The 16,088-nt window shown below is 72.6% G+C and carries 14 protein-coding genes; 9 read left to right on the forward strand and 5 right to left on the reverse strand.

What is annotated here, in order from left to right; translation table 11 throughout:
* Positions 1–56: 56 nt before the first annotated feature.
* Positions 57–593, reverse strand: a complete 537-nt coding sequence (locus AC1MLT_RS20675; RefSeq protein ID WP_481036146.1) for a pyridoxamine 5'-phosphate oxidase family protein — start codon at positions 591–593, stop codon at positions 57–59.
* Positions 594–786: 193 nt separating this feature from the next.
* Here AC1MLT_RS20675 and AC1MLT_RS20680 point away from each other — a divergent pair, with 193 nt between their 5' ends.
* Genes AC1MLT_RS20680 through AC1MLT_RS20695 form a run of 4 tightly spaced genes read left to right on the forward strand, consistent with a single transcriptional unit; the run spans position 787 to position 5,697 of the window.
* A complete protein-coding gene (locus AC1MLT_RS20680) occupies positions 787–1,449 on the forward strand; it encodes a (2Fe-2S)-binding protein (RefSeq protein ID WP_481036147.1) in 663 nt (220 codons plus the stop codon).
* 2 nt (positions 1,450–1,451) lie between these two features.
* On the forward strand, positions 1,452–2,453 hold the full coding sequence (locus AC1MLT_RS20685) for an FAD binding domain-containing protein (protein WP_481036148.1): 1,002 nt from the start codon (positions 1,452–1,454) through the stop codon (positions 2,451–2,453).
* 23 nt (positions 2,454–2,476) lie between these two features.
* Positions 2,477–4,753, forward strand: a complete 2,277-nt coding sequence (locus tag AC1MLT_RS20690; RefSeq protein WP_481036149.1) for a xanthine dehydrogenase family protein molybdopterin-binding subunit — start codon at positions 2,477–2,479, stop codon at positions 4,751–4,753.
* Positions 4,754–4,791: 38 nt separating this feature from the next.
* Positions 4,792–5,697, forward strand: coding sequence for a hypothetical protein (locus AC1MLT_RS20695; protein ID WP_481036150.1), 906 nt, complete (start codon positions 4,792–4,794; stop codon positions 5,695–5,697).
* Between the two features lie 33 nt (positions 5,698–5,730).
* Here the strand turns inward: AC1MLT_RS20695 and AC1MLT_RS20700 are convergent, their stop codons facing one another.
* From AC1MLT_RS20700 to AC1MLT_RS20710, 3 genes are all read right to left on the reverse strand, one after another.
* Entirely contained in the window at positions 5,731–6,708 is a 978-nt protein-coding gene (locus AC1MLT_RS20700; protein WP_481036151.1) for a Bug family tripartite tricarboxylate transporter substrate binding protein, read from the reverse strand.
* Between the two features lie 76 nt (positions 6,709–6,784).
* On the reverse strand, positions 6,785–8,050 hold the full coding sequence (locus AC1MLT_RS20705; protein WP_481036153.1) for a DUF1254 domain-containing protein: 1,266 nt from the start codon (positions 8,048–8,050) through the stop codon (positions 6,785–6,787).
* Between the two features lie 28 nt (positions 8,051–8,078).
* The gene (locus tag AC1MLT_RS20710; protein WP_481036154.1) at positions 8,079–9,287 is read right to left on the reverse strand and encodes a CaiB/BaiF CoA transferase family protein; all 1,209 of its coding nucleotides are present in this window, start codon (positions 9,285–9,287) and stop codon (positions 8,079–8,081) included.
* 91 nt (positions 9,288–9,378) lie between these two features.
* Here AC1MLT_RS20710 and AC1MLT_RS20715 point away from each other — a divergent pair, with 91 nt between their 5' ends.
* Together AC1MLT_RS20715 and AC1MLT_RS20720 are read left to right on the forward strand one after the other, a co-directional pair.
* Positions 9,379–10,362, forward strand: a complete 984-nt coding sequence (locus AC1MLT_RS20715; RefSeq protein WP_481036155.1) for a LysR family transcriptional regulator — start codon at positions 9,379–9,381, stop codon at positions 10,360–10,362.
* A gap of 144 nt (positions 10,363–10,506) precedes the next feature.
* Positions 10,507–10,653, forward strand: a complete 147-nt coding sequence (locus tag AC1MLT_RS20720; protein WP_481036156.1) for a hypothetical protein — start codon at positions 10,507–10,509, stop codon at positions 10,651–10,653.
* A gap of 45 nt (positions 10,654–10,698) precedes the next feature.
* Here AC1MLT_RS20720 and AC1MLT_RS20725 read toward each other — a convergent pair whose 3' ends face one another.
* Entirely contained in the window at positions 10,699–11,103 is a 405-nt protein-coding gene (locus AC1MLT_RS20725) for a Fur family transcriptional regulator (RefSeq protein ID WP_481036158.1), read from the reverse strand.
* A gap of 197 nt (positions 11,104–11,300) precedes the next feature.
* Between AC1MLT_RS20725 and AC1MLT_RS20730 the strand changes: the two genes are divergently transcribed.
* The 3 genes from AC1MLT_RS20730 (at position 11,301) to AC1MLT_RS20740 (ending at position 16,069) form a co-directional block, all read left to right on the forward strand.
* Positions 11,301–13,448 (forward strand): TonB-dependent receptor, encoded by a 2,148-nt coding sequence (locus AC1MLT_RS20730; RefSeq protein WP_481036159.1) that lies wholly within the window; start codon positions 11,301–11,303, stop codon positions 13,446–13,448.
* A 4-nt stretch (positions 13,449–13,452) separates the two neighbouring features.
* The gene (locus tag AC1MLT_RS20735; RefSeq protein WP_481036161.1) at positions 13,453–14,985 is read left to right on the forward strand and encodes a PepSY domain-containing protein; all 1,533 of its coding nucleotides are present in this window, start codon (positions 13,453–13,455) and stop codon (positions 14,983–14,985) included.
* A 70-nt stretch (positions 14,986–15,055) separates the two neighbouring features.
* Complete coding sequence (locus AC1MLT_RS20740; protein ID WP_481036162.1) at positions 15,056–16,069, forward strand: CobW family GTP-binding protein; 1,014 nt, start codon at positions 15,056–15,058, stop codon at positions 16,067–16,069.
* Positions 16,070–16,088: the final 19 nt, after the last annotated feature.

Consider the following 16,088-nt stretch of genomic DNA (forward strand, 5'->3'; position numbering starts at 1 on the left):
GCGCCGGCGCTTCCCGGACATGGCCCGGGCCCGGCACGTCGCGCGCCGCGGCGGGCTCAGGGCCGCAGCTGCCCTTCGATCGAATCGTCCAGCGTCTTGCCGATCGCCGCGCCGATGACCATCTTGGTGGCCGCGACCAGGCCGCCGTGCTTGTTGTCCCAGTAGTAGCCCGAGACCGGCGCGACCTTGATGACGGTGATGCGCGGGTCGTCCTTGCCCCCGGTGAACCAGGTCTTCATGATCGGGCTCCACAGCTCTTCGATGCGCGCCGGGTCGCGGCTGATGGTGGCATGGCCCTCCAGGGTCAGGAAGCCCGAGTGCTTGGCGCCCTGCAGGAAGATCCGCACCTTGGGGTCGGCCTCGATCTCGCTGTTCTTGTGGCTGTCCGAGGCGCTCAGGAACCACAGGTTGCCGGCGTCGTCGGCCTTCTCGACGCTCATCGGGCGGATGCCCTGCGTCTGGCCGGACGTGGCGCTGGTGCAGAAGAAGCACGATTGCGCGTCCTCGCTCATGTCCTGGATGCGCCGGGCGGCCTCGACGCCCGAGAGATCGGCATGCGTGTCTTCCGGCTGGTTGCGGTTGATGGAGTCCATGTGCGTTCCTTCGATGATGAGGGTCGCATTAGCGGGCAGGACCGGCGCCGCGCCTGTAGGAAAAGCGGCGGCCTGGGGGTGCGACCGGGGTTGTCGACCGCGATGCAGGTCCTATCGCCGACGGCTATGCTGGCCGGCGCGTCTTCCCCCGGCGGCCTCGCCGCCGCGCCCCACCCCAGAAACGGAAACTGCGATGAAAGACAGTGGATCGGAATTCCAGCTGAGCCGGCGCTCGCTGCTCGGATCGGGGGTGAGCGCCCTCGCCGCCCAGGTCGCCACGGCGCAGGCGCAGGCGGCGACGCCATCGCCATCGGCCGCACCCGGCGACGCGGGCACGGCGGCGGCCCCGCCCGCCGCGCTCGACGGTGGCGTGCCGCTGACCCTGATGGTCAACGGCCAGCGCCGCCGCTTCGAGGCCGACGTGCGCACCACGCTGCTCGACGCGCTGCGCGAGCACCTGGGCGCGACCGGCAGCAAGAAGGGTTGCGACCACGGCCAGTGCGGCGCCTGCACGGTCCACGTCGATGGCCGCCGCGTGCTGGGCTGCCTGACGCTGGCCGTGTCGGTGCAGGGCAAGGCCATCACCACCATCGAGGGACTCGCCAGCGGCGGGACGCTGCATCCGGTGCAGCAGGCCTTCCTCGATCACGATGCCTACCAGTGCGGCTTCTGCACGCCGGGCCAGATCATGAGCGCCGTGGCGCTGCTCGCCGAGGGCCGGGCCACCAGCGACGATGCCGTGCGCGAGTCCATGAGCGGCAACCTGTGCCGCTGCGCCGCCTATCCGAACATCGTCGCCGCCATCCAGGACGCGCGCGGCCGCATGGCCGCGTCGCCGGCCGCGAAGGGAGCCTAGTCATGCGTCCCTTCACCTACCGGCAGGGCACCGACGCGCCCGGCGCCGTGCGCATCGGCATCGCCGCTCCTGCCACCACCGCCTACCTCGCCGGCGGCACCACGCTGCTCGACCTGATGAAGCTCGACGTCATGCGCCCGGCCGTGCTGGTCGACATCAACCCGCTGCAGGAGCGCCATGGCGGCATCGAGCCGACATCGCGCGGCCTGCGACTGGGCGCGCTGGCGCGCATGGCCGATGTCGCCGCCGATGCCGGCGTGCGGCGCGACTATCCGGTCGTCGCCGAGAGCCTGGCGCTCGCCGCCAGCGCCCAGCTGCGCAACATGGCCAGCCTGGGCGGCAACCTGCTGCAGCGCACGCGCTGCTCGTACTTCCGCGACACCAGCTACGATGCCTGCAACAAGCGGCGCCCGGGCAGCGGCTGCGCCGCGCTGGAGGGCGTCAACCGGATCCACGCCGTGCTGGGCACCACCGACAAGTGCATCGCCAGCTATCCCGGCGACTTCGCGCAGGCGCTGATCGCGCTCGATGGCGAGGTCGAGACGCTGGGCCCCGACGGCGCGCGTACGATCCCGTTCGCGCGCCTGCACCTGCCGCGCGCCGACACGCCGGAGATCGAGACCGTGCTGCGGCCGGGCGAGCTGATCACGGCGCTGTTCATCCCGGCCGGGCCCCACACGCGGCGCTCGACCTACGTCAAGGTGCGCGATCGCGAGTCCTACGCCTTCGCCCTCGCGGCGGCGGCGGTCGCGCTCGACCTCGGCCCCGATGGCGTGGTGCGCGACGTCCGCATCGGCCTGGGCGGCATCCACTACGCGCCCTATCGGGCGACGGCGGCCGAGGCCGTGCTGCGTGGCCGGCCGCTCGACGAGGCCGCGGCCGGCGCCGCCGCCACCGCCGCGCTGGCCGGCGCCGTGACCCACGGCCACAACGACTACAAGCCCGAGCTGGCGCGCCGCACGCTGGTGCGGGCGCTGCTGCAGGCGCAGCGCATGAGGATCTGACGATGGCCATTTCCAATGCCTCCATGGCTTCCACTGCCGCCACGGCGGTCCCCGGCGGCATCGGCGCGGGCGTGCCGCGCGTCGATGGCCGGCGCAAGGTCACCGGCGCCGTCGAGTACGGCTCCGACGTCACCGTCAAGGCGCCGCTGCATGCCTACTTCCACACCAGCGCCATCGCGCTCGGCCGCATCCTGGAGATCGACGAGGGCGAGGCCCGCGCCCTGCCCGGCGTGGTCGAGATCCTGACGTGGCGCAACACCGCCGGCCAGCTGCAGCCGATGCCGCCATCCAAGGGCGGCTCGACCTCGATCACGGTGCTGGAGTCGCCCGAGATCCGCCACGACGGCCAGATCGTGGCGGTGATCCTGGGCGAGGACTACGAGACCGCGCGCGATGCCTCGCACCGGCTGCGGGTGCGCTACGACCGGCGCCAGCCCACCGCCACCTTCGGCAGTCCGGGCCTGACGCCGGAGGTCGCGCGCTCCGATGCCCGCTTCGAGAATCCGGAGGTCGGCGACGCCGCCGCCGCCTTCGCCGCCGCGCCGGTGCGCATCGACCAGCGCTATGCGACGCCGACCCAGCACCACAACGCGCTCGAACTGTTCACCACCACCGCGCAGTGGGACGGCGACGAGCTCACGGTCCACGAGCCGAGCCAGTTCATGGTCGGCCTGCAGCACGCGCTGGCGGCCAGCCTGCGCATCGAGCCATCGAAGGTCCGCGTCCTGAGCCGCTTCGTCGGTGGCGCCTTCGGCTCCAAGGGCGCGCTGACCCAGCGCACCGCCCTCGTCGCGCTGGCCGCCAGGCGGCTGGGCCGGCCGGTGAAGATGGTGGCGACGCGCGACCAGAGCTTCACCATCGCCACCTACCGGGCCGAGACCCGGCACCGCGTGCGGCTGGCCGCGACCCGCGACGGCCGCATCACCGCGCTGGTCCACGAGGGCGAGGAACTCAGCAGCCGGCCCGATGCCTACAAGGTCGGCGGCACCGAGACCACGGCGCGCATGTACGCCATCCCGAACATCGCCTCCAAGGTGACGGTGCAGCATGCCGACCGCAACACGCCCGGCTTCATGCGGGCGCCGGCCGAGGTGCCCTACATGTTCGCGCTGGAGAGCGCGATGGACGAGCTGGCGATCGCGCTGGGCATCGACCCGGTGCGGCTGCGGCGCCTCAACGACGCCCAGGTCGAGCCGGTCAAGGGACGGCCCTACAGCAGCCGCTCGCTCAACGAGTGCTACGACGCCGCCGCCGCGGCCTTCGGCTGGAGCCGGCGCGACCCGCGGCCGATGTCCATGAGCGAGGGCGACTGGCAGATCGGCTGGGGCTGCGCCACGGCCTGCTATCCATCGAACATCGCGCCGTGCTTCGCGCGCGCCACGCTGACCGAGGCCGGCGCCCGGGTGGAGGTGGCGGGCCACGAGATCTGCACCGGCGCCTACACCATCTACGCCCAGACGGCGGCGCAGATGCTGGGCCTGCCGGTCGAGCGCGTGACGGTGCTGCTGGGCGACAGCCGCCTGCCGCCCGCTCCGGTGGCCGGAGGCAGCAACAACGCCGCCAGCATCTGCAATGCCATCGCGCTGGCCTGCGCCGAGCTGCGGCAGCAGCTCGCCAGCGCCGCCGTGGCCGACGACGCCAGCCCGCTGCGCGGCCGCGACCCGGCGGCGCTGGTGCTCGACGCCGGCGCCCTGCGCGCGGCCGACGGCGCCGCCGAGACGCTGGCCCGGGCGCTGGCCCGCGTGCAGGGCGGCGTGGCGGAGGCGGCGGTCGGCAACGCGCCGAAGAACGTGCCGCCCGGCGCCCTGGCCGGCCTGCGCCAGGGCAAGGTCGCCTTCGGCGGCGGCCATGCCGACAAGGACTCGGTCAAGTACGCCTTCGGCGCGGAGTTCGTCGAGGTACGCGTGCATCGCCTGACGCGCGAGGTGCGGGTCGCGCGCATGGTCGGCGCGTTCGCGGCGGGCACCATCATCAATCCCGTCACCGCGCGCAGCCAGCTGATGGGCGGGATGATCTGGGGCCTCGGCTCGGCCCTGCACGAAGCCACCGAGATCGACCGGCGCCATGCGCGCTACACCAACGATAACCTGGCCGAGTACCTGATCCCGGTGAATGCCGACGTGCCGGAGGTCCAGGTGCTGCTGGTGCCTGAGACCGATCGCGAGGTCAATCCGCTGGGCATCAAGGGCATCGGCGAGCTGGGCTGCGTCGGCACCAATGCCGCCATCTGCAATGCGATCCACCACGCCACGGGCGTGCGCATCCGCGAGCTGCCGGTGCGCATCGAGCAGCTGCTGTGACGCCCGCTTCCGATCCCGCACACCCCAAAGAGGCCGCCGTGTCCCCCTTCCTCCTGACCCGCCGCGCCCTGCTCGGCGCCCTGGCGTTGCCCGCGCTGCCCGCGCTGGTGGGCTGCAGTTCGCCCCTGCCCCTGATCGGCGCGCCGCCGGGCCAGGCCGATGCGGCGCGCGTCCTGGGCGAGAGCGCCCAGGCGCACGGCCTGGCCGCCTATCGGGGCCTGTCCGACATCAACGTCGCCTACGAGGGCGAGTGGCGGCCGCTGATCGGCCGCATCCAGCCCGAGGTCACCGACACCGGTTTCCGGGGCCGCTCGCAGGAGCGGCTGATGCCCGCGCTCGCCCTCTCCGCCCAGGCCTACACCGGTCCGCGCGGCCGCAAGCAGGTGGTCTGGCGCCGTGGCAAGGGCACCGACGACGACCAGGGCGAGGTGGCGGTCTGGTTCAACGGCGAGCGCAGCGTCGACCCGGCGGCGCAGCAGGCGGCGGCCCTGGTGGCCGAGGCCTATGGCCTGTTCCTGCTCGGCCCGCTGTGGCTGGCCGATCGCGCCCCGCCCGCCCGGCTGGCCGGCACCGAGCGCGTCGACGGCCGCCTCTGCGACGTGGTGGAGGTGTGGATGACGCCGGGCCTGGGCCGCGTGCGCTCGGACCGCGTGGCGCTCTGCGTCGACCGCGCCGACCGCCTGACCCGGCGCCTGCGTTTCACGCTGGAGGGCTTTGGCAACACCCAGGGCGCGGTGGCCGAGACCGACACCTTCGACCACCAGCGCCTGTTCGGCGTCACCTGGCCGATGCGCTCGCACGAACGCGTGGTGCATCCGATCGCGCTGCCGGCGCACGACTGGCGCATCGCCGGGCTCGATGTGAACCGGGGCTATCCGGCGCAGGCGCTGAGGGGCGCGGAGTTCGAGGGCGCCGCGCGCCGCCCCGCGACGCCGCTCGGCTGAGGCATCGCGCCGGGACCGGGCGGGCGATGCCGGTTACTCGGACGTGATGTTCGCCGCCTTGACGATCTGCGCCCACTTGCGCGATTCGCTGGCGATGAAGGCGCTGAACTCGGCGGCACCGCCGCCGCGCAACTGCAGGCCGGCGGCCTCGGCCTTGCGGCGCACGTCGGCATCGGCGATGGCCAGGTTGATCTCCCGGTTGAGCCGCTCGACCACGGCGGGGGGCGTTCCGGCCGGGGCGAGCAGGCCATACCAGCCATAGCCCACGACGTTGGCCATGCCCTGCTCGCGCAGGGTCGGCGCCTCGGGGTAGAGCGGCGTGCGCTCCTCCGTGGCCACGCCCAGCACCCGCAGCTTGCCGGCCTGGATGTGCGGGATCGCGGTCGAGATGGCGGTCAGCGTGGCGTCGATGCGGCCGGCGAGGAGCTCGGTATAGGCCGGCGCGTCGCCCCGGTACTGCACCACGATGCCCTTCGCGCCGGCGGCGCGCAGCAGCAGCTCGGCCGTCAGGTGCGGCGCGGAGCCGGCGCCGGGCGAGCCGAAGGTGGCGCCCTCGGGTCGCGCCTTGACGTGGCGGATGAACTCGGCGAGCGTCCTGTAGGGCGCCTCGGCATTGACGATCAGGAACAGCGGCGCGATGGCGGTGCTGGCGATCGACGCGAAGCTCTTGTGCACGTCGTAGGGCAGGTCCTTGTAGAGCGCCTCGCCGATGGCGATCGGCGCGGCCGCGTGCAGCAGCGTGTAGCCATCCGGGGGCGCCTTGGCCACGTAGTCGTTGGCGATGCGCGTGCCGGCGCCGGCCCGGTTCTCCACCACCACCGCCTGGCCGAGCCGGCGGCCGAGGAAGTCGCCGAGCACCCGCGTCAGGATGTCGTTGGAGCCGCCGGCGCCATAGGGCGAGACCAGGCGGATCGCCCGTTCCGGCCAGGCCTGGGCGTGGCTCGCCGCGCTCCAGGGCAACAGCAGGCCGGCGCTGGTGGCGGCGAGGAAGTGTCTGCGGTCGAGGGTCATGATCGTCTGTCTCCGTGCTGGTTGTCGGTCCGTCTTCTCTTCTTTTCTTCTTCTTTTCTTCCCGGCGCATCGTCCGCTAGGCCGGCCGGATCGGCGGGTAGTCGAAGCGCAGCGCGAGATGGTCGGCGTGCGGCTGGTACAGGCGCAGCACGACATAGAAGGGCTCGCCCGGTGGCGCCGGCAGCCAGTTCGCATCCGGCCCCGGATCGTCGGCCTGCAGCCGGAGGGTCAGGCCGCCATCGGCATCGTGGCGCAATCCCGGCGTGCGGTCGCCGATCGAGTAGCGATGGATCGGATTGGCGACCAGCAGGCAGTCGGCGCGCCGGTACATCGTGAGGGACCAGAAGGCGCCCACCTTCGGGCCGCGTCCCGGCGCGAAGCGCAGCTCGTAGCGCCGCGCGCCATCGAGCGGCGCGCCCTCGGCGTCGACCTCGGCGGTCGGATACATCGCCTCCTCCACGCCCAGCGCGCCGATGAAGTTGCGCGCGATGCGGGCCCGGGTCCGGTGGTCGTCGCCCCAGTGGGTGCGGACCATGACGGGAATGGCCCAGCCACCGCCCAGGTCGTGCGGCTGGCCGGCGGCGCGCAGATGCTCGTAGACGGCCGGCAGCGCCGTCGCCAGTTCGGCATCGGCCGGCGGCCAGGCCAGCCGTTCGCCGGCCGGGGGCGGATTGCGCGCCAGGGCGGCATCGACCACGGCCCGGTAGCGCCGTGGCGATGGCACGCCGCCGTCGCGGCCGTCCAGCCCGGTGTCCACGCGCATCGCCGCGTCGGCGCCATCGAGCCGGACCAGCCGCATCGCGGCCTGGGTCGAGCGCACGCGCTCGATGTCGTCGCCATCGTCGTCCACCAGGTGACGCCCGATCAGCCAGACGTCGTCGCCCGGCGCCGCGATGGTCAGCGTGATGTCCGCCGGCACGATGCCGCGCCAGCCGGGACCATGCACCAGCGTGCGCTGCGGCCGGTTGCCGGTGGTCCGCCGGCCGACATAGGCGAACGGGTTGGTCCAGGCATCCAGCAGTCCCAGGGTCCAGTAGCGTTCGCCCATCTCGGGCGACTCGATGACCACCGGCCCCTCGGACAGGTCGAGCCAGGCATTGCTGTAGACGGTGTCGTTGTTGGGGCTGACGACCTCGCGGTCGTCCGGCCCCAGGCGGCGATGCGTGTGGGTGAACTGGTTGACCCAGCGCAGGGTCGAGCCCGGCTCGGGTGCCGCGAAACCGAGGCGCGGATGGCGCCGCGCGGTCGTCGCCGCGCGCATCCGCATCATCTCGAACAGCGGCAGGGTCTGGACCACCACGTCGTCGGCGGTGGGCGGGGAGGAAGGCGGGGTCGTGGTCATGGGATCGGTCTCCGTGGTCGTCATCGCGCTAGGCCACCGCGCCGGCGCGGCGGAGCTGGTCGATCTCGTCGGGCGACAGGCCCAGCTCGCCCAGCAGCCGGTCGGTGTCGGCGCCGCAGGCCGGGGCGGCGCCGGGCGCGGCGCGCGGCGCGTCGCCCAGCCGGTAGGGCAATGCCAGCGACCGGTAGCCCGCGCCATCGGCATCGGCCGCCTCGACCAGGATGCCGCTGGCCTGCACGTCCGCGCTTTCCAGCACCTGCGCATAGCCGCGCACGAAGCCGACGACGATCTGGTGGCGGCTCAGCAGCGCCACGCATTCCTCGCTGCTGTAGGCGGCGAAGTGCTCGCGCAGGACGAGCCGCAGTTCCTCGCGATGCCGCACGCGCAACGCATTGGTGGCGAAGCGCGGATCGGTCGCCAGGGCCTCGCGGCCCATCACCCGGCACAGGCGCGCCCAGTGCTCCTGGGCATAGGCCGACAGCACGATGTGGCCGTCGCGCGTGGGCACCACCTCCGCCGCCGGGGCGTTGTGGGGCTGGCCGTCGCCGATGCGCACCGGCTCGGGCGCGCCGCCGAGGTAGTCGCACCAGGTGGTGGCCTGCAGGTGCATGGCGACCTCCAGCAGCGAGGTGCGCAGGGTCTCGCCGACGCCGGTGCGGGTGCGGCCATGCAGCGCGGCCAGCACGGCCTGGGCGCCCAGGTGGGCGGCGGCGGCGTCGATGATCGGCACGCCGACCTTCTGCGGCAGCCGGTCGGGCTCGCCGGTGACGGACATCAGTCCGCTCTCGGCCTGGGCCGCGATGTCGTAGCCGGGCCGCCCGCTCGACGGACCCTGGTCGCCGAAGCCCGAGATCGACAGGTGGATGATCCGCGGGAAGCGCTCCCGCACCGCCGCCGCGCCCAGGCCGAGCGCCTCCACGGCGCCGGGGCGCAGGTTCTGGATCACGACGTCGCTCCCGGCGATCAGGCGCCACGCGATGTCGCGCCCGGCCTCGCTCTTGAGGTCCAGCGCGATCGACTGCTTGCCCCGGCTGTAGGCGCGGATCATCGACTCGCCATAGCGGCCGATGTGCCGGGCCTGGTCGCCCTCCGGCGGCTCGATCTTGATCACCCGCGCGCCCAGCTCGGCCAGCACCATGGCCGCGCCCGGCCCGGCGATGTACTGGCCCATGTCGATCACGCGCACGTCGGCGAGGGGACGGGCGGGTGGATTCGTCTCTTGATTCTTGTCGTTCATCGGCAGGCACGTTAGCGCTGCGGCCGATGCTTGAAAATTTGATAATCGTGAGGGAACGATCACGAATGGCTATGGCCCGGGACCCATCGACATGGACGCGAAGACCGATCGCCTGATCCGCACGCTGCGCCTGCGGCACCTCGAACTGCTGGTGGTGCTGTCGGAGACCGCCACCATGCGCGGCGCGGCGGCGCGGCTGCACCTGAGCCAGCCCGCCATCAGCAAGATGCTCGGCGAGATCGAGGCCTGCTTCGGCGCCCGGCTGTTCGAGCGCGGCCACCAGGGCATCCAGGCCAACGCGCTGGGCGCCGGCGCGGCGTTCCGCGCCCGGGTGGCGCTCAACGAGCTGGCGCGCGCGACCGAGGAGGTCGACGCATTGCGTGGCGGCGCGACGGCGGTGCTGCGCGTGGGCGCGCCATCGGTCACGGCCACGCTGCCGGCCGCCATCGTCCGGCTGCGCCGGCAGTGGCCCGGCGCCATCGTGCAGCTGGTCGAGGGGCGCGTCCACGAACTCATCCAGCGCCTGCTCCAGGGCGAGCTCGATGGCGTCTTCGGCGCCATCACCCCGGAGCTGGTGACCAGCGACCTGTTGCCACGACTCGAATCGGTCGTGCTGCTGAAGGACGAGCTGTGCGTGCTGGCCGCAACCGATGGCGACCACGCCGCCGGGCGGACCTGGCGCTGGGCCGACCTGCGCGCCTCGCAATGGGTGGTCCCGCCCAAGGACACGCTGGTGCGGCAGGCCTTCATGACGGCCTTCCTCGACAGCGGCGCGACCCCGCCGGTGCCGGTCATCGAGGCCCAGTCGTCCGTGACGATCGGCACCGTGCTGCGGCTCGATCCGGCGCTGCTGTGCGCGGTACGGCTCGAGCACGCGGCCGACGAGATCGCGCGGGGCGGCGTGCGGCGCCTGCGGGTCGTGCCGCGCGTCGTGCTGCCGTCCTTCGGATTGTTCGTGCGGCGCGACGACCTCGAGCGGCCGGCGATCCTGACCGCCTTCGCGGCGGCGATCCGCGGCGCGAGCGCGGGTCCAGCGCGTCGGCAGGGCGACAAATTAAAACAAATTCACACTTAAGACTTACATTTTCCGGCTTGACCAGAATTGATGAACGTAGGTCGCCCTAAAGTATCAATTCAAGAGACAGGCCGATGTCGTGTCGACGGTCACCAGACCCTGTGCTCGCCTTCCAACTCCGAACCTCTCCTTCGAGACGACCTCATGATGACGAGCAACTGCACGAACCCCGGCACCTGGCCGGACATCGCGCGCACCAACGCGCGCATCGACCAGCGTGTCGAACGTCCCACGCAGCCGCCGCTGCGCGTGCTGATCGCGAACTGGCTGCGCACCCTGCGCGCGAAGTGATCCACGGCGCCGGCCGCACGGAAGGCCGCCGCGACGCGCGGCCGGTCAGCGCTTCCTGGCGGCCCGGTCCCGGCGCCGCGCCTTGACGCAATCGCCGCAACGCCCGTAGAGCGTGAGCTCGTGGCGCGCCACCTCGAAGCCGGCCGGCGCGAGCCGGTCGAGGTCGCCCGGACAGTCGTGCACGTCGAACACCTTCCTGCAGTCGTCGCACTGGAAGTGATGGTGGTGGCCGTGATGCACGGCTTCGTAGCGCGGGCTCTCGCCCGGCAGCACCACCGCGGCGATCTCCTCGGCCTCCACCAGTTGCTTGAGGTTGCGATAGACCGTGGCGATGCCCAGCCCCGGGGCCTCGGCCTGGGCGGCATCGCAGATCTCGACGGGCGACAGCGGCCGGCCCGCGGCATCGATCACGGTGCGGATGGCGGATCGCTGACGGGAAAAACGTTCCATGGAAAGAGACCGGGAGTTCGGGTCGGACGGATCGGGAACCTGCATTCTTGCATGGCTCGATATTGATAACGCGTTATCATTAAAGCCCACATCGGGCCTCGTCGGCCCGCCCTCCGCCCGCGTTCCGGCCGTGCCGTCGCGTGGCGTGGAGGCGTGCCGTTCCTCCCTTCCCCGTCGATCCTCCCAGGAGCACAGATTTGACTTCGCGCATCGTCCGCAGGCGCGCCGTGGCCCAGGCCACGGCCATGGCATTGATCGTTCCATGGGCCGCGCCGCCCGCTGGCGCGCAGTCACGTCCGGCGCCCAGCCTGGCCGCCGTCGAAGTCACCGACAGCGCCGTCGCGCCGGGCAGCACGCTGGGCCTGGACGTCGCGGGCACGACCGGCTCGCGCCTGGGACTGGCACCGCGCGAGACGCCCGCCAGCATCAGCCGCCTGGACCGCCAGGACATCGCCGAGCGCGGCCTCGCGCGGGCGCAGGATGTCGCCATCCGCACCCCGGGCCTGACCGAATCGCCCTCGCCCGGCAATGGCGGCACCAGCCTGGTCGCGCGCGGTTTCGCCGGCCACGGCTCGGTGGCGCAGATGGTGGACGGCACGCGGCTGGTGGCCGCGGCCGGCACCATCACCTATCCGTTCTCGACCTGGCCGCTGGAATCGGTGGAGGTGCTGCGGGGTCCGGCCTCGGTGCTGTATGGCGATGGCGCCATCGGCGCGGCGGTCAACTACATCACCCGGCAGCCGTTGTTCGAGCGCAGCGAGCGCGAGGCCTTCGTCGGCCTGGGTTCCTTCGGCACGCGACGGGGCGGCATCGGCCTGCGCGGTCCGATCGGCGAGATCCTGGCGTATTCGATTTTTCTCGATGCCAGCCGGAGCGATGGCTACCGGCGCTTCGAGGACCACGACCGCCGCAACCAGTCGATCGCGCTGGCGGCGCGGCCCACGCGCGACCTGCAGGTGACGGTCTCGCTCGATGGCGGCCGCAACGACGACGCCCGCTACTTCGGCACGCCGCTGCGCGATGGCGTGCTCGACCCGCGCCTGCGGCGCACCAACTTCAACGTCGAGGATTCGGTGGTGCGCTACGACGACCGCATGTGGCGCGCCCGGGTGCAGTACCAGGCGGGCGACGGCGTGCGGCTGCGCAACGAGACCTATCACCTGACGACCGGGCGCCACTGGCGCAATGCCGAGGCGGCCACCTTCGACGCCACCGGCACCCGGGTCGCGCGCAGCGACTACCTGGAGATCCTGCACGACCAGACCCAGGACGGCAACCGCTTCGACGCCACCCTCGATGGCGCCGTCGCCGGCCTGCGCCACCGGCTGGTGCTGGGCGTCGACGCCTATCGGACCCGGCTGCTGCACACCAACAACGCGCCCTATGGCGGCGCCAGCAGCGTCGATCCGTTCGACTTCGCGCCGGGCTCCTTCGTCAGTCCCGAGACCACCCGGCCGGGCCGCCGGGCGACCCTGGCGACCACCGCGCTGTTCGCCGAGAACGCGCTCGACCTGTCGCCGCGCTGGAAGCTGGTCGGCGGCCTGCGCCACGACCGGATGGACTTCGACAACGACGACCTGCGCCAGGGGCTCGTGCTGGGCAAGTCCTATTCGCCCACCACGGGCCGCGTCGGCGCGATCTGGACGCCGCGCGAGGCGCTGTCGCTCTATGGGCAGTATTCGACCGCGACGGACCCGCTCAGCGGAGCGCTGTCGCTGCCCAATGGATCGACGGCCTTCGACCTGACCCGGGGCCGGCAGCTCGAGGCCGGCGCCAAGGGCGCGCTGCCGGCGGTGCGCGGCGAATGGACCCTGGCGGTCTATCGCATCGAGAAACACAACCTGCTCTCGCGCGACCCGGTCGATCCGACGCGGGTCCAGCAGGTCGGTCGCCAATCCTCCACCGGCGCCGAGCTGGCCGTCGCCGCCGAGCCGGTGCGCGGCTGGACCATCGATGCCAACGCGGCGCTGCTGCGCGCCCGCTACGACGACTTCAACGAGGTCGTCGGCGGCACCCTGGTGCCGCGCGCCGGCAATGTGCCGGTGGACGTGCCGCAGCGCATGGCCAACCTCTGGACCGCCTACCGCTTCCAGCCGCGCTGGCAGGCCGGCCTGGGCCTGCGCCACGTCGGCGTGCGCCAGTCCGACGCCGCCAACACGGCGAGCCTGCCGGCCTACACGCTGGTGGACGCCACGCTCGCCTATGCGCCCCACCCCGGCCTGACATTCACGCTGGCGGTGCGCAACCTGACCGACCGCGACTACGCGGTCTCGGGCACCGGCAACGTGCGCTGGCTCCTGGGCGCGCCACGCACCGTGGAGCTGATGGCACGCGCGATGTTCTGAGCCGATGGCGACGTCGCGCCCGAAACGGCTGCTGATCGAGGTCCACAAGTGGCTGGGCATCGTGCTCGCGCCGTTCTTCCTGATGTGGTTCCTCAGCGGCCTGGTCCTGCATTTCGTCGCCTTCCCGGAGCTGACGCCGGACGAGCGCCTGCGCGCGCTGCCGGTGCTCGATGCGCCATCCGGCTGCTGCCTGGGGCCGGACGCGGCGGCGGCGCGCGCCGGGCTGGCCTTCGACGAGGCACGCTTCGGCCTGCGCGGCGACGAGCCGGTCTGGCGGCTGCGCGGCCGCGCGCCGGGCACCGGCGACGCGGCCCACTGGCACGTGGTCGACGCCCGCACCGGGGCGCTCCGGCCCGGCCTCTCGACGGCGGCGGCGGCGCAACTGGCCGAGACCTTCAGCGGCCGCCGCGCGCTGCGCGCCGAGCGCCTGGAGCGCGACCAGTGGACGGTCCCGCAGGCCCTCGACCCCTACCGGCCGCTGGCCAGGGTCGACCTCGACGGCGCCGATGGGCTGGTGCTGTACGTCTCGCTCGATGCCGCCGAGGTGGTGCGCGACACGCGGCGCGCCGAACGGTTCTGGAACTGGATCGGCGCCGTGCCGCACTGGATCTACCCGACCGTGCTGCGACGGTTCCCGCAGGCGTGGCACCAGGTCGTGGTGGCGCTGGCGCTGCCGGGCGTCGTGCTGGCGGCGAGCGGCCTGATGCTGGGTCTGTGGCAACTGTTCCTCAATCGCAGCCGCTGGATTCCCTACCGCCAGCCCTGGCTGCGCTGGCATCACATCCTGGGCCTGGTGGCCGGCGCCTTCACGCTGACCTGGATCCTCTCGGGCCTGCTGTCGATGAATCCCTGGGATGTGTTCACCCCGCGCGGCGCGGCGGCGCCGGAACTGGCGCGCTGGCGCGGGCCACCCGCAGCCGCCACCAGCGACCCGGCCGCCATCCTGGCCCGGGCGCGGGCGCGCGGCCTGCGGCCCCGGGAACTCGAGCTGGTGCGCATCGACGGCCAGGCCTGGTACCGGCTGGACGACGAGCTCGATCAATGGCTGGTGCGCGCCGATGGCGCGGGCGGCGCTGCCGATGCCGATGCCGAGCCCCTGGCGATGCTGCCGGACGCGACCATGACCGCGGCCCTGCGCCGGCTGCGGCCGGACGCCGGATCGCCCGCCCTCGCGCGCCTGGACGCCTACGACACGCTCTACTACGCCGCCGCGCCGGCCGACACCGCCGGCACGCGCCATCGCCGGCCCCTGCCGGTCTGGCGCGCGGACTGGGCGGACGGCACCACGCTGTACGCCGATCCGCGTGCCGGGCGCATCCTGCTGCGCGCCGAGGAATCCGGCCGCTGGCAGCGCCACCTCTACCACGGGCTGCACACCTTCGACTATGCGGCGCTGACCACGCGCCCCTGGCTGCGCCACGCGCTGATCGTCGGCATGTCGCTGCTGGGCGTGGGCCTGTGCGCCACCTCCTGCGTGATCGCCTGGCGGGTCCTGCGTCCGGGTCGACCACGCCGCCGGAACACGCCCGCGTGCTAGGATAGTGATAAATCATTATCGATAACCAGTCGCTGTCGGCCCGGCCGGCGCGGCTCATCCGGTCCGCCCCATGCCCCACGCCCTGCTCCCCGTCACCATCCTCACCGGCTTCCTGGGCAGCGGCAAGACCACGCTGCTCAACCACATCCTGCGCGGCGAGCATGGCCAGCGCGTCGCGGTGATCGAGAACGAGTTCGGCGAGACCGGCATCGACCACGAACTGCTGGTCCAGGACTGCGACGAGCAGATCGTCGAGATGAACAACGGCTGCATCTGCTGCACGGTGCGCGGGGATCTGGTGCGCATCCTGGGCGAGCTGGCCGACGGGCGCGATGCCGGCGCGCTGCGCTTCGACCGCGTGATCATCGAGACCACCGGCCTGGCCGATCCGGCGCCGGTGGCGCAGACCTTCTTCGTCGACGACCGGGTCGCCGCGCGCTACCGGCTCGATGCCATCGTGACCCTGGTCGACGCCCGCCACGCGCCAGACCAGCTCGATGCCAACCACGAGGCGCAGGAGCAGGTCGGCTTCGCCGACCGCCTGCTGATCTCCAAGACCGACCTGGTCGATGCCGCCGCGCTGGCGGCCCTGCGCCAGCGCCTGGCGCGCATCAATCCGCGCGCCCGCATCGCCGAGGTCCGCCACGGCGTCGCGGCGATCGACGACCTGCTCGACATCCATGGCTTCGACCTCGACGCCATCCTGGAGATCGAGCCGGACTTCCTCGGCGATGTCAGCCACGCGCACGACGACGAGGTCACCTCGTTCGTGTTCCGCGAGCAGCGGCCCTTGGACCTCGACCGCCTGGAGGACTTCCTGGGCGCCATGGTGCAGGCGCATGGCGCCCGGATGATGCGCTACAAGGGCGTGCTCCATGTCGCGGGCGAGCGGCGCCGGGTGGTGTTCCAGGGCGTCCACATGCTGATGGGCGCCGAGACGGGCGCGCCCTGGGCGGCGGACGAGGCGCGCGAGTCGAGGATCGTCTTCATCGGCCGCGACCTGCCGCGCGCGCTGCTGCTCGACGGCCTGCGCAACTGCGTGGTCGGCGCCGCCCTCGCGCAGGCCGGAGCGGCCGGAGCATGAGGCGCGCCGAGGGCCTGCG

It is taken from the genome of Variovorax sp. PEI5 (assembly GCF_056679935.1).